Annotated in this window: 17 protein-coding genes and 1 tRNA gene; 9 read left to right on the top strand and 9 right to left on the bottom strand. The window is 39.0% G+C overall.

What is annotated here, in order from left to right:
• Positions 1–24: 24 nt before the first annotated feature.
• Positions 25–2,643 carry a Lon protease family protein gene (locus AC056_RS06455; RefSeq protein WP_077163091.1) on the bottom strand — a complete coding sequence of 873 codons (2,619 nt, stop codon included), beginning with the start codon at positions 2,641–2,643 and terminating at the stop codon, positions 25–27.
• A gap of 166 nt (positions 2,644–2,809) precedes the next feature.
• On the opposite strand from AC056_RS06455, the gene AC056_RS06450 reads away from it, so the two are divergent.
• From AC056_RS06450 to rpmE, 4 genes are all read left to right on the top strand, one after another.
• Positions 2,810–4,999, top strand: coding sequence for an AmpG family muropeptide MFS transporter (locus AC056_RS06450; protein ID WP_077163090.1), 2,190 nt, complete (start codon positions 2,810–2,812; stop codon positions 4,997–4,999).
• Positions 5,000–5,001: 2 nt separating this feature from the next.
• Positions 5,002–5,403, top strand: coding sequence for a lactoylglutathione lyase (gene gloA / locus AC056_RS06445; protein WP_019457730.1), 402 nt, complete (start codon positions 5,002–5,004; stop codon positions 5,401–5,403).
• Between the two features lie 133 nt (positions 5,404–5,536).
• The gene (locus tag AC056_RS06440; RefSeq protein ID WP_100290731.1) at positions 5,537–6,508 is read left to right on the top strand and encodes a bile acid:sodium symporter family protein; all 972 of its coding nucleotides are present in this window, start codon (positions 5,537–5,539) and stop codon (positions 6,506–6,508) included.
• Between the two features lie 193 nt (positions 6,509–6,701).
• The gene (gene rpmE / locus AC056_RS06435; RefSeq protein WP_004652835.1) at positions 6,702–6,926 is read left to right on the top strand and encodes a 50S ribosomal protein L31; all 225 of its coding nucleotides are present in this window, start codon (positions 6,702–6,704) and stop codon (positions 6,924–6,926) included.
• A gap of 63 nt (positions 6,927–6,989) precedes the next feature.
• Here rpmE and AC056_RS06430 read toward each other — a convergent pair whose 3' ends face one another.
• Genes AC056_RS06430 through epmB form a run of 3 tightly spaced genes read right to left on the bottom strand, consistent with a single transcriptional unit; the run spans position 6,990 to position 11,872 of the window.
• Positions 6,990–9,098: an EAL domain-containing protein gene (locus AC056_RS06430; RefSeq protein WP_077163204.1), complete on the bottom strand. Its 2,109-nt coding sequence runs from the start codon at positions 9,096–9,098 to the stop codon at positions 6,990–6,992.
• Positions 9,095–10,840 carry a hypothetical protein gene (locus AC056_RS06425; protein ID WP_025465158.1) on the bottom strand — a complete coding sequence of 582 codons (1,746 nt, stop codon included), beginning with the start codon at positions 10,838–10,840 and terminating at the stop codon, positions 9,095–9,097. The genes AC056_RS06430 and AC056_RS06425 overlap by 4 nt, the downstream gene beginning before the upstream one ends.
• A 15-nt stretch (positions 10,841–10,855) precedes the next feature.
• On the bottom strand, positions 10,856–11,872 hold the full coding sequence (gene epmB, locus AC056_RS06420) for an EF-P beta-lysylation protein EpmB (RefSeq protein ID WP_077163088.1): 1,017 nt from the start codon (positions 11,870–11,872) through the stop codon (positions 10,856–10,858).
• A gap of 73 nt (positions 11,873–11,945) precedes the next feature.
• On the opposite strand from epmB, the gene efp reads away from it, so the two are divergent.
• The 5 genes from efp to AC056_RS06395 all read left to right on the top strand — a co-directional run bounded on the left by efp (position 11,946) and on the right by AC056_RS06395 (position 16,491).
• On the top strand, positions 11,946–12,515 hold the full coding sequence (gene efp / locus AC056_RS06415; RefSeq protein ID WP_004700171.1) for an elongation factor P: 570 nt from the start codon (positions 11,946–11,948) through the stop codon (positions 12,513–12,515).
• Positions 12,516–12,679: 164 nt separating this feature from the next.
• Complete coding sequence (locus tag AC056_RS06410; RefSeq protein ID WP_019457733.1) at positions 12,680–14,776, top strand: carbon starvation CstA family protein; 2,097 nt, start codon at positions 12,680–12,682, stop codon at positions 14,774–14,776.
• 2 nt (positions 14,777–14,778) lie between these two features.
• A complete protein-coding gene (locus tag AC056_RS06405; RefSeq protein ID WP_002052430.1) occupies positions 14,779–15,081 on the top strand; it encodes a YbdD/YjiX family protein in 303 nt (100 codons plus the stop codon).
• Positions 15,082–15,248: 167 nt separating this feature from the next.
• Positions 15,249–15,325 (top strand) — tRNA-Val (locus AC056_RS06400).
• A 146-nt stretch (positions 15,326–15,471) separates the two neighbouring features.
• Positions 15,472–16,491, top strand: a complete 1,020-nt coding sequence (locus AC056_RS06395; RefSeq protein ID WP_077163087.1) for a tyrosine-type recombinase/integrase — start codon at positions 15,472–15,474, stop codon at positions 16,489–16,491.
• Here the strand turns inward: AC056_RS06395 and AC056_RS06390 are convergent.
• Genes AC056_RS06390 through AC056_RS06370 form a run of 5 tightly spaced genes read right to left on the bottom strand, consistent with a single transcriptional unit; the run spans position 16,488 to position 20,081 of the window.
• A complete protein-coding gene (locus AC056_RS06390; protein WP_077163086.1) occupies positions 16,488–16,775 on the bottom strand; it encodes a DNA-binding protein in 288 nt (95 codons plus the stop codon). The two genes, AC056_RS06395 and AC056_RS06390, sit on opposite strands and share 4 nt — an antisense overlap.
• A gap of 6 nt (positions 16,776–16,781) precedes the next feature.
• The gene (locus AC056_RS06385; RefSeq protein ID WP_077163085.1) at positions 16,782–17,000 is read right to left on the bottom strand and encodes a helix-turn-helix domain-containing protein; all 219 of its coding nucleotides are present in this window, start codon (positions 16,998–17,000) and stop codon (positions 16,782–16,784) included.
• A gap of 8 nt (positions 17,001–17,008) precedes the next feature.
• On the bottom strand, positions 17,009–17,557 hold the full coding sequence (locus AC056_RS06380) for a hypothetical protein (RefSeq protein WP_077163084.1): 549 nt from the start codon (positions 17,555–17,557) through the stop codon (positions 17,009–17,011).
• A 41-nt stretch (positions 17,558–17,598) separates the two neighbouring features.
• Positions 17,599–19,137 carry a hypothetical protein gene (locus AC056_RS06375; RefSeq protein WP_077163083.1) on the bottom strand — a complete coding sequence of 513 codons (1,539 nt, stop codon included), beginning with the start codon at positions 19,135–19,137 and terminating at the stop codon, positions 17,599–17,601.
• Between the two features lie 20 nt (positions 19,138–19,157).
• Entirely contained in the window at positions 19,158–20,081 is a 924-nt protein-coding gene (locus AC056_RS06370) for a PD-(D/E)XK nuclease-like domain-containing protein (RefSeq protein WP_077163082.1), read from the bottom strand.
• Positions 20,082–20,245 lie beyond the last annotated feature (164 nt).

Raw genomic sequence — 20,245 nt, 5'->3', positions numbered from 1 at the left:
TTACAAGCCCTTTTTATATGAGTGTTATTTTTGCTTGAGAGTCGCAACTTCTTCCTGAGTTTCCTGTGGAAGATCATTTGCGGTGAGCTCTTCGTGCTTCTTAATTTTTTTCTTATTTTTCTTTTTCTTCTTTGGCTCCTCTTCAATTTCTTCGCCATCTTCAATCGCTTGCCAATATTCAAGCTGTTCCATTACGGCAGCGTAAATTGAATGTTTGCTGTATCTACCTTTCTTATCTAGTGTACCAACAGGGCGAGCCATTAAAATTTCAAGTGCTTGATCAATGGTATCAATCGCATGGATATGGAATTGACCACTTTGTAACGCATCAATTACATCTTGGCGTAGCATTAAATGCTGCATGTTTTGACGTGGAATAATGACACCTTGTTTACCCGTTAAACCTTGTAATTTACAAGCATCATAGAAGCCTTCAATTTTTGCATTTACACCGCCAATGGGTTGAACCTGACCTAACTGGTTCATAGAACCTGTAATCGCCCATGATTGATCAATTGGAATTTGGCTAATTGCAGAAATTAACGCAGAAAGTTCGGCAACCGTGGCGCTATCGCCATCTACTTGGCCATAGCTTTGTTCAAATGCAAGCGCAGCAGAAAAATGTAAAATCTGTTCACGACCAAAGTGAGCTTTCAAGAAGCTCGACATAAGTAAAACGCCTTTAGCATGCAGTGAACCGCCAAGCTCTACACTACGCTCAATATCCAGAATATCGCCGCCACCTTGATAGACTGATGCAGTCAAACGTGAAGGTAAACCAAACTCGACATCTGCATAGTGAATAACAGAGAGGGCATTAATTTGACCTAAACGATGACCAGAAGTCTCGATTAGCTGAGTTCCGCGTGATAAATCCTGCCAATAAAGCTCTCTTAAATAGCCTAATCGATACTGCCTATGTTGTAGCGCAAGGTTAATGTGCTGATCAGTTACAAGTTTTTCATTGGCTTTAAACGCATGATGATGTGCTTCACGAATCAGGTCACCCAAAGTTGAAGCATGTAACGACAGCGAGCTTTGATCTTCTGCTTGACGGCTTGAGTCGGTAAGTAAAGCAGCTAAAGCACTACGGTCAAATGGAAGTAGTTTGTCGGCTTGAACATAGTCAGCAATTAACTGCATGTAAGCTTGTTCATTTTCGTCATTACGTTGTAATGTATCGGTAAAATCTGCGCGTATTTTAAATACGCTACCAAGCTCTGGTTCTACTTCTAAAATTTCATAATAAATTTCAGGCTCTGCCATAAGTACCACTTTAATATCCAGTGGAACCGCAGCAGGCTCAATCGAGATAGAACCCGTTAACGTCAACATGTGTTCAAGAGAAGAGAGCTTGAGTTGGCCTGATTTTAAGGCACGTTTTAAACCTTGCCATGCATAAGGTTGTTCAAGTAATTGCTCTGCCTCAAGCATTAGAAAACCACCATTCGCTTGATGAAGAGCACCTGGGCGAATGAGAGTAAAATCTGTGGTAATTGTACCGTTATGAGTAAGTTGCTCAACGTGACCAAGTAAGTTGTAGTGCGTTGGGAAATCTTCAAAAATAACCGGAGCACCGCTGTTTGGTTTATTTGAGACAATCACATTTGCTTGGTAACGTGCTGGTACGCGATTGAACATAGCAGGAGCAAAGTCGTCTTCTTCTTGCTCTAAAATGAGTTCAACATTCTCAATTACATCTTGAGCATATTGCTTTAAATAATCTTCAAGGCCTTTCACTTGGCCATATTTATTTAAAATTAAATCTATTCGTGGCATAACCACTTGAGTCGCAATATCTCGATTTAATACAGAAACTTTGTCGCGTGCATCATCTTCTAAATCGCCTAAATGCAAACCAAGACGCTCAAGTTTTTTATCCATGTAGCGAACATTTGCCGCGATTTCAGCGCGTTGTTTCGTATTTAAAGCATCAATTTCTGTTTGAGTGAGCTCTTGCACCTGATCGTCTTTTACTTGTACAGGTACAAAACCATGTTTCTCATTTCGAGAAATCAATTTTAAGTCGAGCTCTTCACCTTCTTTGGTTAACTCAACCAGCGCTTGTTGTTGTTCATCTCCAGTTTCCTCACGGATCCGTTCAATACGGTTATGATAAGTTTCGGCACTAAAACGACGTTCAAGCTGTTTTAAAATAATTTGCCAAGCTTGATGAAGAGCTTGTTGGAACTTGGTGCCTTGACCAGCAGGGAAGCGTAAGGCAATTGGTTGACGCGCGTGTTTAAAATTATAGACATATACCCAGTCGTCAGGAGTTGGCATTGTTTTGGCATGTTGCTGTAGTAAACGCTTAATCATGGTGCGTTTGCCTAAGCCTGCCGTTCCTACTGCAAAAATGTTATAACCTGAGTAGGGTAAAGAAATGCCCGCTTCTACCGACGCTTTAGCGCGGTCTTGACCTAAAAAATTATTGAGTGGTTTGATACGTTTTGTTGAAGCTGGAATATTTTCAAAATCTGGAATATGTGTAAGTTGTTCCGGTTTTAAGGCTGTTTTATCTAAAGTCATTTTTATATCAGGTTGCTCAAGAGCTGAAGGAAATGCATTTATTGTGACGTTTGTGGTGTTTGTTTTAGCGAGTGATAAAGTTGAAGTTGTCACTTGATCAAGTTTTTGTGTCACTGTTGGTATCCAGCAAAAGAAAACGAAGGTTGAGGGTTAAAGGTATACAGGTTTAGCATAAAATATCAAGCAAACTTGCCGTTTTTATCATCAAAACCAAACTTGATTGCATAAAGAATCTTGAAAGGAATGGTAAGAAGCGATTGAATAGGCACATTTATAATTTATGGAAAATAAAAAACGAATGACCACACAAACCTCTGGTTGGGTCTCGGCGTTTAAAGCATTTTTAGACCGTCGTGCATTAATTATGCTATTTCTGGGTTTTTCTGCCGGAATACCTATTTTATTGATTTTCTCTAGCCTTTCATTATGGCTAGGCGAAGCGGGTATCGATAAAAGTGCAGTCACTTTTTTCAGTTGGGCAGCTTTGGGATATTCCTTTAAGTTTGTTTGGGCACCTCTCATTGATGAGTTGCCAGTACCGTTCTTGACCAAGGCTTTAGGCCGAAGACGTGCTTGGTTGCTAATTGCACAGTGTTTGATTGTGCTTGCGATTTGTACGATGGCATTTGCCGACCCAGCTTTAGGTCATAGTTATCTCGTTCAAATGGCAGCAGGTGCAGTTTTACTTGGCTTCTCGGCGGCAACGCAAGATATCGTCATTGATGCTTATCGTATTGAGTTAGCTGAAACTGAAATGCAGACAGTTTTAGCATCTACTTATAATGCGGGTTACCGCATAGGTATGATTGTGGCTGGTGCTGGTGCATTGTTTTTAGCTGCACATTTAGGAACAGCGAAAGGTAACTATATTTACGAGGCTTGGAAAACCACCTACTTAACAATGGCAGCAGTCATGTCGGTCGGTATTATTACAACCTTACTTGTTCGTGAACCTACAGTTAGCCGAGTATATAAAAACTATAAAACTACTGATTATTACCGTTTGGTTTTAGTCTTCTTTATAGCGGTCATTTCGTTTGTTTTAACTTATATTTATTCAGGTCAAATTACTGAGGCAATTTCAAAAGCTGGCAATATTCAAGATAGTGCAAGTTTATTTGGCTTAGAAGCTTTAAGATTTTTAACCGCAACAGGTACTGCCATTTTAGTTGGTTACATACTGGTTAAAATGGGTGTTGTAAACCAGCAAATGGCAAAAGAAACTTGGATTGCGCCAATTCTGGATTTCTTTAAACGTTATGGTGTCAAACTTGCGTTAGTGCTTTTATTCTTGATCGGTTTCTTCCGTATTTCAGACATTATTGCGGGTGTAATTTCAAACGTCTTTTATCAAGACCTGAACTTTAGCAAAGAGCAAATTGCCGAAGCAGTAAAAGTTTATGGCGTTATCTTTAGCTTAGTTGGTGGCTTCTTAGGTGGCCTACTAGCACAGCGCATGAACATCATGAAACTGATGTTTGTTGGTGCCGTATTAGCTAGTTCTACTAACCTCATTTTCATTGGTTTAGTAAAATCTGGCAAACCGCTTGATGTGGTTGATGTTCAAGTGGGAGACAAACATTATAAAGCTCAGCCTGATGAAGTAGGGTATTGGAAGGTTAAAGTCCCAAGTTCTACTTTCGATGGCACAAAACAAATTGATGTTAAAGCAGGCTATGCTTTGCAAGGTCAACAAGCAGAGACCATAGTCCGAGTTCAACCATTAGTAACAACGCATGCTGAACATTCACCTATACAGATTTTACCTTTAATGGGAAGTGACCAAATTACTGCTAAATCTTCTGAGGGAAGTGTTGTTGTTCGTGGTCAGTACTTTGGCAAGGCTTTGTCACCTAACCAAAAGATTGTAGTGAGTTTGGATGGGCAAAACTTTGATGCAAAAATGACAGATCAAAAAGGCGTGTTTAACGCGGCAATTGATATGCAAAAATTATTGTCATCACCAACCACGCAACTGACTGCTGCGGTGGTTGAAGGAAACCAAAAAGTATTATCAGTTTCACATCAATATGAAGTCGCTTCAAATTCTGCACCAAAAGCTGAATTAGATGTAAACATCGAGCCTCTACCATACATTGACACTCAGTCAGGTAAAGAAGTTGAGATTAGCGGTAAAGTCATTAAGCCTTACAGTTCGCTATGGCTCTACTTCGCAATTGTTGTAGACAATATGGCTTCGGGTCTTGCTGGTGCAGCATTTATTGCATTCCTTTCGAGTTTAACCAGTGTGTCATTTACTGCTGTTCAATATGCGATCTTTAGTTCACTCATGACCCTTACACCAAAACTTTTAGGTGGATATTCGGGTACCATAGTGAGTAATATTGGGTACCCAAACTTCTTTTTGATGACCACACTGATCGGGATTCCAATCTTAATTTTAGTGGTTTGGGTTGGAAAACTACTCAAAGATCATCAAACACATGAATCAGAAAAGGCAGGTGAATAAACATGCGAATGCTTCATACAATGTTGCGAGTAGGCAATTTAGAACAATCTTTAAAGTTCTATACCGAAGTATTAGGAATGAAGTTACTTCGTAAGCGTGATTATGAAGAAGGTCGTTTTACACTGGCATTTGTTGGTTATGGCGATGAAGAAAATAATACCGTGCTTGAACTTACGCATAACTGGGATACATCAAGTTATGATTTAGGTAATGCTTATGGTCACATTGCAATTGGTGTCGAAGACGCTTACAAAGCATGTGAAGAAATTAAAGCACGTGGCGGTAAAGTTGTACGTGAAGCTGGCCCAATGAAGGGTGGTGTTACGGTTATTGCCTTTGTTGAAGATCCAGATGGCTACAAAATCGAGCTCATTCAGCAAGATGCAGATGCAAGAAATAATTAAGTAAATGACTTAAGTGCTTTAAGATTTTGCTCTTAAAAGTCTAGCTTTATTTTTATAGCCCAGTATGATGAAGACCTGACCAAATGGTCAATTTATCAACTGGGCTTTTCTTTATCTAAAATAATCATAGGATGTGAACATGCTGAAGTTCTTGGCACTTGATCGATTTACAGTTTTGTTGGTTGGCATGGTACTACTAGCAACTTTTTTTCCAGTCAGTGGTCAAGCTGCGCAGTATTTCAATACATTAACTACAGTCGCAATTGCAATTTTATTTTTCTTGCATGGTGCCAAACTGTCTCGTGAGGCAGTCATTGAAGGTATCTTGCATTGGAAAATGCATTTACTGGTATTTGCAATTACGTTCTTTATTTTTCCTGCTCTTGGTTTATTGGCTAAACCTATTCTTTTACCCTTATTAGGGCAGCAGCTCTATTGGGGCTTTTTGTTTATGTGCTTTTTGCCATCGACTGTTCAGTCTTCTATTGCATTTACTTCAGTTGCAAAAGGGAATGTAGCAGGAGCGGTATGTAGTGCATCTTTCTCAAACTTGGTAGGAATGTTCATTACGCCAGTTTTAGTGAGTTTCTTTATTTTAGGGCAAAGTCAGCATGGGTTTGATCCTACGTCATCTATTATAGAAATTACGTTGTTGCTGTTAGTGCCGTTTGTTTTAGGGCAATTACTTCGTCCCTATATTTTTCCATATATGGCAAAAGTCCCAAGTATTGTAAAAGCATTTGATCAAGGCTCAATTTTGATGGTGGTTTACGGCGCATTTAGCGGGGCAGTAGTTGCCGGACTTTGGCATCAGGTAAACTGGAAAACTTTACTACTTTTGGCACTCGCTTGTTCTGTGTTACTCACCATTATTATGTTGCTTGCGCTTTATTTACCGCGTGCTTTTGGTTTTAGCCGTGCCGATCAGATCACTGTTTTCTTTTGTGGCTCAAAAAAGACCTTGGCAAGTGGTGTACCTATGGCACAAATCTTATTTATTGGTCAGCCGTTAGGAATGATTGTTTTGCCAATTATGATATTTCACCAAATACAGCTAATGGTGTGTGGAGTAATCGCAAATTACTGGGCAAAATCCCAAGATTAATTCGCAAAAAAGATTTATATGGCGTATAATGCTGTCCACTTGTTGTGCTTAGCTCTAACCCTAGAGGTTTCGGTGGGCCAAAAGAATGGTCTGTTGTGGTGTTGATCTGCTTGAAAAAGCTTTCCTCAATTTAATTGAGAGTGATCAATTGCGATGACAGCTTAAGCCTTTCTTCAATTAGGAGTAATCGACGATGCGCGCCGATATTCACCCAAAATATGAAAAATTAGTTGCAACTTGCTCATGCGGTAACGTAATCGAAACTCGTTCTGCTTTAGGTAAAGAAACTATTTACCTTGACGTATGTTCAGCTTGCCACCCATTCTACACTGGTAAACAAAAGAATGTAGATACTGGTGGTCGTATCGACAAATTCAAACAACGTTTCTCTGGTATGTCTCGCTCTATCAAGCGTTAATACTTCAGAACGAAATAAAAAACGGGCTTATGCCCGTTTTTTATTTTTTAAATAACAAGACCATTACTGGTCTTGTACATCAGTTAAGCGATCAAGTTTTTTCTGGAAATAATCACCTTGTAAGAAACGTGCTTCCACATTCCATGCATTTGCAAATAGGTTCATATCATTTAAGTTAGCTAATAAAATTCCAATTGGTTTTACAGTCAGATAGTTCAATACCTTTTCTTGCAAGCTGTTCAGACCTTGATCTGAACTTAACAAATCCGTTTTGCTAGACTGTAATTTTACAAGCTGAATATCAAGCTGCTGTAAAATTGAATCACTATGCATAGAAGAAGCAAAATCTCGAATTGAAACTTCTGCACCATGTTGGCGTAAACGACCAATCAGCGGCTGAACGGTTGGAAGATAGTGCTGAAGTGCTTGTTCTGAAAATTGCAAAATCAATGGACTTTCAAGTTTGCTACCAATAATGGTTAGCAGCTTTGAAATCAGCTCTGGGAATGATTTATCTTTCAGCAAAATATCAATATTAAGGTTAATAATGAGTCTTGCTTTAGGATACTGAGCAATAAAATTGTGAAGCTGTTTACATGCTTCAACCAATATCCAGCGATCTACTTGAATTGAAAGCTCAGCATCTTCTTTTAAGTCAGCTAAGTCGTTTAAATCATGCCATTGTTCATCAGCAATAAAGCCACTCGTCACTTCATAGTTATGAGTTTCTTCATCATGTTTGTCATACACTTGCTGATACTTCAGATGTATCTCACCTTTAGCAAGTTTTTGTTTTAACTGCTGTAGCAAAGATGACTGAGAACTCACCTCGAAATGGTCAATTGTTAAATCTAGCGGAACAGTTTCAACAGTCGGTGAAACGATTTTTTCTTCAATAGGTGCTATTTCAAGTTGAGGGGTAACTTGAGGTAGATTATGCTTTTCAGCTTCATTGAGTAATGAGCTAAAAGAAATCTCAGTGAGTGGTTGGTTAAGCGGAGCATAGCCAAGCTTTAACTGTACCGAGAAGTTTTGTTCATTCACTTTTAACAAATGTTCTTTTTGCAAAGTTTGTAGACTTGTTAACTGCGAATTTAAAACTGAACTATTTTCAGCTTGTAAAATCCCAGCATAAGTTCCCAAATCGACTTGGAAAATTGGCATTTGTGCATGGTCTTTTAAAAAACCATGAAGCTGATTGAAATATAGTCCCAACGTCTGCCAACCTTGTTGAAAGAGGCGTTCTGGGCATTGCGCGAGCTTAAATAACACTACAGCATTTGCTTGCGCAGGATGGGTTGATAAATGTCGATTGATTTGTTGCCAAGCCGTACTTAATCCGACACTTTTTTCAGATGGAGACGTGTTTGCTGGAATGCTTAAATCAACTTGATAATCGATGGTCAGCTGTACAGCGTCTTCTTCTTGGCTTGGAATAAATTCCAGTTTCAAAGCATTATTACCAGAAATAGCCTGATGCTGACTTTGAATTTCGAAACGAGCTTGATCAAACTGACCTAAAGAAATTTTCTTAAATCGTTGTTTGAAAATATTTAAATCGTTAGGTTGTAAGACATCCAAGATTGGCAAGCCAATAATATCTTCTTCTTGCTTAAAGCCAAAAAGATTAAGGTATTCAGGATTTGCCTTAATATGTATGCCTTCTTGAAAAATAGCGACTGCTTTATGGCTGTTGTCGACTAGAGTTTGCGTATGACTATGAATGGTATCAAGCTCTGCTAACAAACGTTGTTCCGTTTGTAAAAGGCGGCTATACGATAAGGTTCGAACAAGGGTGATGTAGAAATAATCCAATGGTTCTAATGGGACTACATCGTAAATACCTTTTTGAATATAGCTTTGGTATTGCTGTGTTTGATAATCATCTGGTTGTAAAAGTAAAATTGGAAGCTGCGGCTGTTCTGACGCTTGAACGAGGGAGAGAGTTTGTTCAATTTTCAAATCGTACGCGCGGCCAAAAATAATCACATCCCATGATGTATTGAGCTGCTTTTCAAAACTTTTTAAATCATCAAGTAATAAAGCATTAACTTGATATTGATTCCCCGATAAAAGATTTAAAATTTGGTTATAACGTAACTGGTTATCATCAATAATGAGTAAACGTATTTCAGTACGTCTTAACTTTTTAGATAGTAAAGAGTTTCTCACTTTAATGCTTCCCATAAATCTTGACTATTCGCGTTACTATTCTTTTTCAACATGAACTGATCAAGCAAATGTTGTTGCTGATCATTTAAAAGTTCAAATTGAAATTGAATAAAACTCTGAGTAATGAGTTGTGCTTTGAGTAGATACACTTTGATTTCTTCTGTCCCCAATCGTAAATGAATTGTTTGTTGCTCTCTAAAAATTTGAGACCCCGGTAAAATAAGCGTGTTTTGTATTTCTTCTAAGTTTTGAGTTTGTAATAATAGGGCAGGGTGATAATTACGAGTATGGCGCTCAGCCTGAATATGTACAGCACAAGGGAACATGGCTTGTGAAAGAATTTCTAAACCCAGTTCCAAACTTTTTTCTGTTGATTGTTTAATCCAGCGAATCACACCGCCACGCCACTGACCATGCAATGTTTCTTTAACTAAAATATATTCGCCAGTTCGTAAGTTTTTAGGCGCTTCACCAGACCATTTAATACGATAGCCATTAACACTGATATCAAGCACTGTGGTTTGATAAATGGTTTTACTCTCACGACTTAAGCGTTGGTAAGACGAAGTTTGTTGCTCTTTTTTCTCGAGGTTTGATAAAACTTTCGACTCACTTTGTAAATTATAGTTATTGTTGAGTTGTAGTGTTTCTTCAAAGTTCTTTGCTTTAGATAGATAAAAATGTGCGGTAGTTAATCCGAAGCAAATTTGGAGAGCGGCATTATATTCATAACGTTCATGACGGCGCTGTGCGGTCGTGCCTAAAATGGTTTGAACGTGAAACTTTAACGCAGGGCTCAAATAAATTTTTTCATTTTTAGACATGTACTGAGCATTTTTATGCATGGTGGCAGTGACATGCTCAAGCAACGCTTGAGTGCTAATAAAAATGCTTGGATTGAAATTTGAGCTTTGTTTTTTGTTATATACCGGTGGGTGGTCTTTAGTCGGGTCGACCACATACTTAGTTAAAGCACTATCTTTAGGTAAAATCTGAATCATACGTGCCCAGTCAAAACTACACTGGAATAGCGCTTGAATTTCCGATTGACGAATCTGATTGGTATTAAAAATATCTAATAAAATAAGCTGAGCGTATGCTTGTGTAATATTGGCTAAAGGATGCTGTACGCCTTGAATATGATTAATATTGGTTAAATGATATTTATATTGGACTGCGGTTTCATAAAGTTCATGAGCAATTAACCATTGACCTTTGACAGGTTCGCTATAGAGCATGTGCTGCTGATATAAAAGATTGGTGAGTTGCTGCAATGCATGGAAAGTCGCCAAAATACGCGCAGTTTGCAAATTTTTCTTTTGTTTAAATGAAAATAGAGAAAACTTCTGTCTTTGTAGCTGTCCGTGGCTTGTCCTTGCGATATTTAAATAAATACTCGCAAAATAACAACGTAGAAGCATTGCCAGTTCAATAATGTGCTCGTTACGGTCTGTACTAATCACACCTTGGTTAAAAAAGTTTTTTTCTAGACTCGCCAAAACATTATTAATGGTTGGGTGAAGTGTTTGAATTAAATCGAAGCGAAGCGTTTCACTGCAATTTAATTCATTCAATTCCAAAAGTGCTGTAAATAACGCCTTTGAGGTATCACCCAATTGCATAATAGAAAGGGTAGTAACCCATTCATTAAGGTCTTTAATATTGGCTTCACAAAAGCTTAACCGTTCACGAGTAAGTGCGGTTTGATTGTGAAAAATGTCCGAAAGTGCATTATTCATCATCACTTATTATATAACTCAAAAAGTTGTAGCCCCAAAAAGCGGTGTTTTATTCTTTTCGCCCGCAATTTCCCTGACGAGTTTAGGAACCAAATACCCCGGTAGGCTCGCTAACACGTCTTGATATATTGCATCTATTTCAGATGGTATTAAATCAAAATGTTGTGCACCTTTTACTTTATCTAAAACATGTAAGTAATAAGGCATAACGCGAGCTTCAAATAAACGATAACTTAAATCAACGAGTGTCTCGGCAGAATCATTAACACCTTTAAGCAACACCGCCTGATTAAGTACAGTAATGTGCTCGTCAGATAACTGCAACAATTTTGAACAAGTAAAGTCATCGAGTTCAGAAGCATGGTTCGAGTGTACCACCAGAATAATACGCAGCCTACTGTTTTTTAATAAAGAAATAAGCTGTTCGTCGATACGGTTTGGAATAACAATTGGAACGCGTGAATGAATTCTCAGAATCTTCACTTGTTTGAGAGATGATAAACGTTCCAACCAAAGTGCTAATTTTCGGTTAGACAAAGTAAGTGGGTCACCGCCACTTAAAATCACTTCATTAATGTCGGGATTCGCTTCAATATAATTTTTAATGTTTAGCCAATCGTCATTTTTTGGTAAATTTTCCTGATAGGGAAAGTGACGACGGAAACAGTAACGACAATGAACTGCGCAAGCACCTGTCAAAGTCAGTAAAAAACGCGACTTATATTTGTGTAATACACCCGGCAATTGATTTGCTGCTTCTTCACCTAAAGGGTCGGTTACAAACTCAGGATGTTCTTCAAGTTCTAAATGATGAGGCAATACCTGTAGCAAAAGCGGGTCAAGTGGGTTTTTAGCGTTCATTTTTCCGACGAACGCGCGAGGCACACGTAATTTAAACTTTTCAGAAGCTAGAATCGCACCCGATAATAGCTGATCTGAGGATAACTCGAGTAGGCTTAGCAGTTCAGAAGGATCAGTAATAAGGTCACTGAGTTGTGATTGCCAGTTTTGCTCTTGGTATAAATAGTTTATCATTTGACACGATTAAGATAATGCAACAACGCATTATATCGCATAGTTGACTTGTTAAGTTTGGAGTGTGCCTTTCATGGCCTATTATTCTACAAATGATTTCAAAGCTGGCCTTAAGGTTATGCTTGATGGTAACCCATGTTCTATCATGGAAAACGAATATGTAAAACCAGGTAAAGGTCAAGCGTTCAACCGTGTAAAATTACGTAACCTTAAAACCGGTAAAGTATTAGAAAAAACTTTCAAATCAGGTGACTCTTTAGAAGCAGCTGACATCGTTGAAGTTGAAATGGAATACCTATACAACGATGGTGAAATGTGGAACTTCATGGATCCTGTATCTTTTGAGCAAATCGCTGCAGACAAAGTTGCAATGGGCGATGCTGCAAAATGGTTAAAAGACGATTCAAATGAAAAATGTACAATTATGTTGTTCAACGGCGTACCTTTAACAGTAAGCCCACCGAACTTCGTTGTATTAAAAATTGTTGAAACTGATCCGGGCGTACGTGGTGATACATCTGGTGGTGGCGGTAAACCAGCTAAGCTTGAAACAGGTGCGGTTGTTCGTGTTCCGTTATTTGTTCAGCAAGAAGAAAGCGTTCGTGTAGATACTCGTACTGGCGATTATTTAGAGCGTGCATAATAGTTAAAAAATACACTATTATCGAAGGGATGATGTAAATCATCCCTTTTTTTATGCGAAAGTATAAGAGGAAAAAAGAAAAAGGAGGAGTAGAGTCACAGGGATTAAGAGAAACAGTACATAACAATATAAAAATGCTGTAGTTATTTATTGAGAGGTTAAGAATGGACACAATGCAAGCGAAATCTACGCTTCCCTCCAAGCTGGTCTGGAGCCTAGTGGCAATTATAGGTGCAATTTCTTTTGGGATGCTGGCACTCAGTCGTGGTGAACATGTTAACGCGGTTTGGCTTGTACTAGCTGCAGCATGTGTATATAGCATCGCATATCGATTTTATAGTCTATTTATTGCAACTAAAGTATTTGAATTAAACCCAAGACGTTTAACCCCAGCACATCGTTTAGCCGATGGTCTGGATTATGTTCCCACCAATAAATATGTGCTTTTTGGTCACCACTTTGCTGCAATTGCAGGAGCAGGGCCGCTAGTCGGACCAATTTTGGCAGCACAAATGGGCTTTTTACCGGGAACCATTTGGCTACTGGTTGGTGTGGTTCTGGCAGGTGCGGTACAAGACTTTTTAGTTTTATTTATATCGACACGCCGTGATGGTCGTTCACTTGGTGAAATGGCAAAGCAGGAGCTTGGCTCTTTTGCTGGTGTTGTGGTAATGCTCGGTGCGCTCGGGGTAATGATTATTATCCTTGCAGTACTGGCGTTGGTGGTTGTGAAAGCACTTGCACACAGTCCGTGGGGTGTCTTTAGTATTGCAGCAACCATTCCAATTGCATTGTTCATGGGCGTTTATATGCGCTTTATCCGTCCGGGACGTATTGCAGAAGTTTCAATTATTGGCTTTGTTTTAATGATGCTGGCAATTGTCTATGGTGGACATGTTGCAGCAGACCCGTACTGGGGTGAGTTCTTCACTTTAACGGGTACACAACTCACTTGGTGTCTCATCATTTATGGTTTTATCGCATCGGTATTGCCAGTTTGGTTGTTGTTAGCACCGCGTGATTATTTATCTACTTTCCTTAAAATCGGGGTGATTCTCGGTTTAGCGGTAGGTATTATCATTGCATTACCTGAACTAAAAATGCCTGCTGTCACTCACTTCATTGATGGTACAGGTCCAGTTTTCTCAGGTAGTTTATTCCCATTCCTATTTATTACCATTGCCTGTGGTGCTATTTCTGGTTTCCATGCGCTTGTATCAAGTGGTACAACACCAAAACTCGTCGATAACGAAGCTGATATTCGTGTGATTGGCTACGGCGGTATGCTTATGGAGTCTTTTGTCGGGATCATGGCCATGATCTGTGCGACAGTTTTAGACCCGGGTGTATATTTTGCGATTAATGCGCCTGCGGCAGTACTCGGCACAACTGTAGAGTCTGCGGCAGAAGCTGTACGTAACTTAGGTTTTGTCGTTACTCCAGAAATGTTGACAGTGTTGGCTCAAGAAGTAGGTGAAAGCTCGATTCTTTCACGTACAGGTGGTGCGCCTACCTTTGCTATTGGTATGGCTCATATCATTTCTGAAATTTTTAATAGCCGCCAAATGATGGCATTTTGGTATCACTTTGCCATTTTGTTTGAAGCATTATTTATTTTAACTGCTGTAGATGCCGGTACTCGTGCTTGTCGTTTTATGGTGCAAGACACGGTAGGTATTGTTATCCCTGCGGTTAAAGCATCAGGTTCATTCTTTGGTAATTTGGTTGGTACAGCCGTTGCAGTTGGTGGATGGGGCTTCTTCGTCTATCAAGGTGTGATTGACCCATTAGGTGGCGTTAACTCATTATGGCCTTTATTTGGTGTTGGTAACCAAATGCTGGCTTCTATGGCACTCATTTTAGGTACAGTCATTCTGTTTAAAATGAAAAAAGAAAAATATGTATGGGTAACGATTATCCCAACTATTTTCTTGTTCGTAACCTGTATGACTGCCGGTTGGCAAAAGATTTTCCACGAAAACCCAAAAATTGGTTTCTTGGCGCAAGCGCATAAGTTCTCTGATGCGATTGCTCGCGGTGAAATTATTAAACCAGCCAAAACTATTGCTGAGATGCAAAACATTGTGATGTCGAATCAGATTAATGCTGCGCTTTGTGGCTTCTTTATGATTGTTTCGATTGTCATGATTATTGCCTCAATTGGTATTGTTCGCCGTGCTTTAGCGAGTCGTACTCCGACTGTAAATGAAGCACCTGCGGTATATGCCGATCCTGAAGTGGTTACCACTCGAGGAGAATAAAGATGAATTTTAAATTTGCAAAAAATGGAACTGTCATTATTGCGAAAATCATCAAAATGACAGTGCTCTCGCAAAAAGAGCTATTACTTTCTCCAAAGAACTGGTCGCGTATAGCAACCTTGTGGCAGCGTTTGCAGCAAAGCTTCCGACTGATGGTAGGCGTGCCGGACTATCAAACGTATTTGGAGCACATGAAAGCTCATCATCCAGATTTAACACCTATGGATGCGAAGACTTTCTATCGTCATTGTGTTGATGTGCGTTATCCATCGGCAGGCGGTACTTTAAAGAAATGCCCTTGTTAAATTGAGAGTTAAATTCAGCTAAACAAAACGGTATGTGGTTGAACCATGTGCCGTTTTATTTTTTTGGAAAATGAAAAAAGTTTGCTTAAAGTCTGCTCATTTGTATTTTTTTCAATGGCAAATCTCTTGTTTTGCTTTTGAAAAATGAATATTATGCTTTCCATTCTAGGTGTATAGCTCAGTTGGTTAGAGCGCTACGTTGACATCGTAGAGGTCTCCAGTTCGAGTCTGGATATACCTACCAAGATTTATCAAGGGTTTACATGTTTTATCAATAACTTGTAAGCCCTTTTTTAACGCCTAATGTGCGGCACATGCTTTTGATGCTGTAAAAAATAACGAAAATGCCGCATAATTTCCGCCAAGTTTACGCCAGATTTTATGCCACACATGAAAATACCCAAGCCAAGAAAAAGAGGTGATTCATATCGCATTGAAATTATGTTCGATGGGAAGCGCTACTCATGCACACGAGATACACCAAAGGAGTGTGAGCACTGGGCAACGATAAAGTTATTAGAATTAAAGACGGGGCGTACAGAAGATAGTAAGCCTGTTAAACCGCCTATTACTTGGTTAGATTTATTCAATCAATATTATGATAATGTTGGCAAGCATACGGACAGTAAAGCTTGGAACCTAACCCAATTAAAGTCATTCGAAAAGAAAGTGGGCAACCTAGCAAATACTTTAATCTATGACATTACACCAAAACAGCTTACTACTTGGCGCAATAAAAGATTAAAAGAAGTTTCTGACAATACAGTCTTAAAAGAAATATCACTCTACTCAGCTATGTTTACATATGCTCAAAAAGAGCTTTTCTTGATTACAGAAAACCCATGGATGCAGATAAGTAAGCCATCAAAGCCAGATTCAAGATATCGAAGAATTTCACAACAAGAAATTGAAAAGATTTTAAAAATTCTAAATTACGAAGTGGGGCAGATCCCGACTCAGTCAGACCACTATGTCGCCTGGTCATTCTTATTTGCGATTGAAACTGCAATGAGACGTGGAGAAATATTAAATATGCGTAAATCAGATATATATGATGGTTATGTACACTTACCTAAAACCAAAAATGGCACAAAGCGAAATGTACCTTTATCTGCTTTTGCAAAAGAGCTTGTTGACTTAATTAACCATGACCAAGAAAAAATTATTCCACAATCAGAAAATGCATTTAGGCAAATGTGGGAAAAAAGAAAAGCCAAGACAGATATTCATGATTTGCATTTTCATGACACAAGACATGAAGCAATTTCAAGAATGGTGAAAGTTCGAAAACTACCAGTTGAAGTGCTTGCTAAAATTACTGGACATAAAAAAATTGAAGTTCTGGTTAATGTTTACTACAACCCGGATGCCCAAGAACTTGTGGACATGTTTAATGGCAGTGCGAGCTAGTTTGCTCGCTTTCTGCCAACACGTTTAGTCCTGTCTTTTAAAAGGCTATCAGCTTGAATTGGGTTATATAAAGCTTTACCTTCTGTGCCTTGGTTAATAGCAACCAATTTACGTCTAATAGTATCTACAGATAAGTTGTATTTAATTGCCAAATCAGCCGCACTTACAAGCTCTAACTTCTCTTGCTCAAGCTTGGTGACGATAGCGCCACCAAGGTTTTGACCTAATAGAATCTGAGGGGGAATGTCAGATTCTACGGTAATAATATATTTATGTGCTCCCATTTACTTCTATGCCTCCTTCTTTTTCTTTGCTTCTGTCCGTTTCAAAATAGTGTTTAAAGTTCCTCGATTGATTTTTAGAAGGTCAGCAGCATGTGTTTTGTTACCTCGGGCTTTTACCAAGGCTTTTTCGAATAGCATACGAGTTACATGGTCCATGATTTCGTAATAGCTATCGCCAGACTCAATCAAGAGGTCTAAATCCGTCTCTGTTAGGATAATATTCATGCTGCCACCTAAATTCTAATAGGCATTAAAATGCCGTGAACTTCGTCATTTAACTCGACATAAGTCGATGTATTTTTACCAGTTGGATAGAACAATGGGTAGGTAATGCCGAGAATCTTAGTCACCTTGATAAATGCTGAGATGTAATTAAGATCCCATTGCGCAAACTCTTTTGGTGGTTCAGTTGGTTTTGAAATATCTACCCGTTTAATATCAGGGAATTTACCCGGCACTGGTCTAAAGAATTCAAAGCTTTCGTTCTGCCAGTCAATCAACCAAAACTCATCATCAATTTGTCTTAATCTCAAAACATCTTCACGCGGCTTATTGCCAACCTTTTTGATTAGTGATTCAACCGTTTCACGCGGAATAATCAATTCAACGTCAGGCACTTCTGGTGCATCACAAATTAAAGCTGCATGACCATTTGTTGCCGCGATCATTCCATCTTTTACAAGTACACCCATTAGATAAAATCTAACATCCAGCTTTGCAGTAAATTGTGCTGCTGCTTTTAAGTGACTGTACTTAATACCAAATTCATTAATAAAATTCATAACTATGTTCCTTTGGGGTGACATCCTTGTCACAAATCTAATTAACCGAATAATTGACTTTCACGTTGTGAGGCTGCTGCATCGATACGTTGACGTTCTTCATCTGATAGTTCGTCAATTTCAGGATTTGCATATTCAGCATTGATTTCATCTTGGTTATTAGCGTTCTGAATACGTTGAATTACAGCATCTACAAATGATATTTCCTGAACGCCTGCAAACATGTCTTCTTGAGTAAGCACTTCTTTACGTTGTGCATAGTGAGTTAAGGCTTCCTGATGATGCTCAGGTGTCATCTTTGGCTTATTGGCAGTGATGTTTTTAGCAACCAACTCCAAACCAGCTACGTTTTGAGCCTCATTAATCTGATGGATTAAGCCATTTTTAACGCTGTTACTTTTGATAGGTTCAACTTTAGGCGCTTGGTCAGCTTGTTCTTTTTTAGCTAGATCAGCTAAACGTTGTTGCTCGACTTCAACCAAGTAATTGCGATGTGTATCGGTCAAACCAGTTTCTTTCTCTAACTCACGGCTAATATCTGCCAGTTCTTTTTCAGTTTTGGCATTATTAAGTTTGAATAGGTACTTCTTACGGATATCAATAGATTTAGAAGTGTCAGGTGCTTGAACTTCTTCTTGCACGACTTCCACAGGGTCTGGCTCTGGTTGGACGTCGTCAGCCTTTTTTACTGTTTCTTCTGGTACTGTTTTTTCATTTTTAGACTTCCAGAGCTTAATTAATTCATTGCGCTCTTTATCATCCATCACTTCATAAATCTTGCTTTCAAGCTCGGCCATTTCATCTGCTGTTTTAGCTTTCAAAATATCGCGTTTAAGTTCAGCAAAATTAGACGCACTTACAACAACTGTTTCGGGTGTAACGTCAATAATGCGCTCTTGTTCTTCCTCAGATGAACGAAGGCCCATAAGCAGCTCAGGTGCATAAACACGACCAAAGAATGAAGCGGCACGATAGCGAAGCATTTGCTCAGGCATTGTTTGCCATTTACTGCCGTTCTTACCGTACCAGCCTTCTTTTACGGCCATTTCCATTGTAATTTTTGACGATTCAATACGTTCGCCAGTTTCACGCTCAACCGCAAAAGCTACGCAAGATAAGTCACGAATAGTGATTTTCTTAAATACATTCTTTTTACTACGGTTTTCCCAAACCGTTTCTGTGTACTCAACTTCTTTATCGCCTAGGTCTTCAAGTTCAAAGCGCAGGGCAGAGAAGCGACCACAACTATTGATAGCAGCCATAATGAATTGACTTGACCAGCTCGGACGACCTTCAATCAAGTAAAGGTTCTGCATCACCATTAACGGATCTGCATTTAAGCGAGATGCCATATTTAAAGCAATGACACAGTTTGCAAGGCCGTTAGGGTTTGGCTCTTCTCGGTAAGTCATATTGCCGTACTGGTCTTTACCAGTTTTAACTTTAATAGTCTGGCGATATTGTTCCGGAACTAAAGTTGATGCCGACAACATTTTTGCAATGCGTTGCGATAATTCAAAAGCTTCAAGGTTAAGAAGGCCGATTGATTGTTGAGGCTGAATGTTAGCTACTGTATTCATAATAAATATTCCAATTCTAATTAGTTAAATTCGTTGTTAATTGCTTGGTTAAGCATGTATTGCGGCAAAGAAATATCTTCAAGTTCAGTTGAATAACCTTCCCACTCATTGACGAGTAAAGACTCTGCAAGAAGCTCTTTAGCTTTGTTGTAGCGTTGCTCACCGATGCTTAAAAACAGACTAGAAGCACGGTATTGCTTGACGTTAAAAGGGGCAGTGCTTTCAGCGACTAGAAAGAAAAACTCTGGCTTTTCTTCTGTTTTGTAATGTTGCTGAAAACCTTCTCGATACATTGCTGCCGAGATGTCATAGCCAAAATCCGAACATGATTTTGAGAACTTAAATTGACGTGCATCGGTAGATGTTTTCACATCCATGATTAAGCCGTTCGGGAACTCATCACATGGAATAATGTGATAGTCAGGACGTACACGAAGGTTTAGGGCATATACTGGATCAGTAAAGAATATGCTTGCCTCAGCCATACCTTTGAAGTTCTGCATAATCTGGTAAGAACTAAGCGAACGTAAGTTGTTTGCTATTCGGCGAGCGCCGTCTAACAAATCTTGATCGATAATAATTTTAGAGCCATGCTCAGCATCAAATTGACTCCACCACTCGATTTTTTGAACGGTTTCATCAGATGGCTTTTTAGCATTGAGCATTGTTTCTGTAGGTCTGCGTGGGGCATCCTCAGGCAAAACGACGAATTCATTTTCGAACTGCTCAGGCTCTAAAAACAACGTGTGTGCCAATGTTCCGAAGTCGAGATGTTTTTTAGATTCACGCTCATTTTCTTTCAAAATATTGTTTGAATGAAAGTGAGCACGTGAACGCAAAATGTCTTTAAGCTGGCTTGAGCTAAACTCTGGTGATGCGTGATATTCATCATTGCTCATACGCTCAATGAGCGAAGTTGTTTGGAGTTCGATAAATGAGTTCATCTTATTACCCCTTAACTTCTACAAATTTATGATTTTCATCTAATTTGTACGCTGTATCAGCTTTTAGGCCATCTTCTCCGATATAGCCAAGAACTGTACGATAGCGTTCAGCTTTAGAGTCCCAGTATTGAATGCGGATTTCACCAGATTCGCCAGCAGTTGCA

It is taken from the genome of Acinetobacter genomosp. 33YU (assembly GCF_001990725.1).
Classification (GTDB): domain Bacteria; phylum Pseudomonadota; class Gammaproteobacteria; order Pseudomonadales; family Moraxellaceae; genus Acinetobacter; species Acinetobacter seifertii.
The sequence above is the reverse complement of the archived record's forward strand: the minus strand, read 5'-3'. Positions and strand labels throughout refer to the sequence as shown.

Excerpts from the sequence above, each read along its gene's own strand:
- AC056_RS06450 (WP_077163090.1), top strand. The coding sequence starts at position 2,810 with ATGGAAAATAAAAAACGAATGACCACACAAACCTCTGGTTGGGTCTCG.
- gloA (WP_019457730.1), top strand. The coding sequence starts at position 5,002 with ATGCGAATGCTTCATACAATGTTGCGAGTAGGCAATTTAGAACAATCT.
- rpmE (WP_004652835.1), top strand. The coding sequence starts at position 6,702 with ATGCGCGCCGATATTCACCCAAAATATGAAAAATTAGTTGCAACTTGC.
- AC056_RS06425 (WP_025465158.1), bottom strand. The coding sequence starts at position 10,840 with ATGATGAATAATGCACTTTCGGACATTTTTCACAATCAAACCGCACTT.
- epmB (WP_077163088.1), bottom strand. The coding sequence starts at position 11,872 with ATGATAAACTATTTATACCAAGAGCAAAACTGGCAATCACAACTCAGT.
- efp (WP_004700171.1), top strand. The coding sequence starts at position 11,946 with ATGGCCTATTATTCTACAAATGATTTCAAAGCTGGCCTTAAGGTTATG.
- AC056_RS06410 (WP_019457733.1), top strand. The coding sequence starts at position 12,680 with ATGGACACAATGCAAGCGAAATCTACGCTTCCCTCCAAGCTGGTCTGG.
- AC056_RS06405 (WP_002052430.1), top strand. The coding sequence starts at position 14,779 with ATGAATTTTAAATTTGCAAAAAATGGAACTGTCATTATTGCGAAAATC.
- AC056_RS06395 (WP_077163087.1), top strand. The coding sequence starts at position 15,472 with ATGAAAATACCCAAGCCAAGAAAAAGAGGTGATTCATATCGCATTGAA.
- AC056_RS06390 (WP_077163086.1), bottom strand. The coding sequence starts at position 16,775 with ATGGGAGCACATAAATATATTATTACCGTAGAATCTGACATTCCCCCT.
- AC056_RS06385 (WP_077163085.1), bottom strand. The coding sequence starts at position 17,000 with ATGAATATTATCCTAACAGAGACGGATTTAGACCTCTTGATTGAGTCT.
- AC056_RS06380 (WP_077163084.1), bottom strand. The coding sequence starts at position 17,557 with ATGAATTTTATTAATGAATTTGGTATTAAGTACAGTCACTTAAAAGCA.
- AC056_RS06375 (WP_077163083.1), bottom strand. The coding sequence starts at position 19,137 with ATGAATACAGTAGCTAACATTCAGCCTCAACAATCAATCGGCCTTCTT.
- AC056_RS06370 (WP_077163082.1), bottom strand. The coding sequence starts at position 20,081 with ATGAACTCATTTATCGAACTCCAAACAACTTCGCTCATTGAGCGTATG.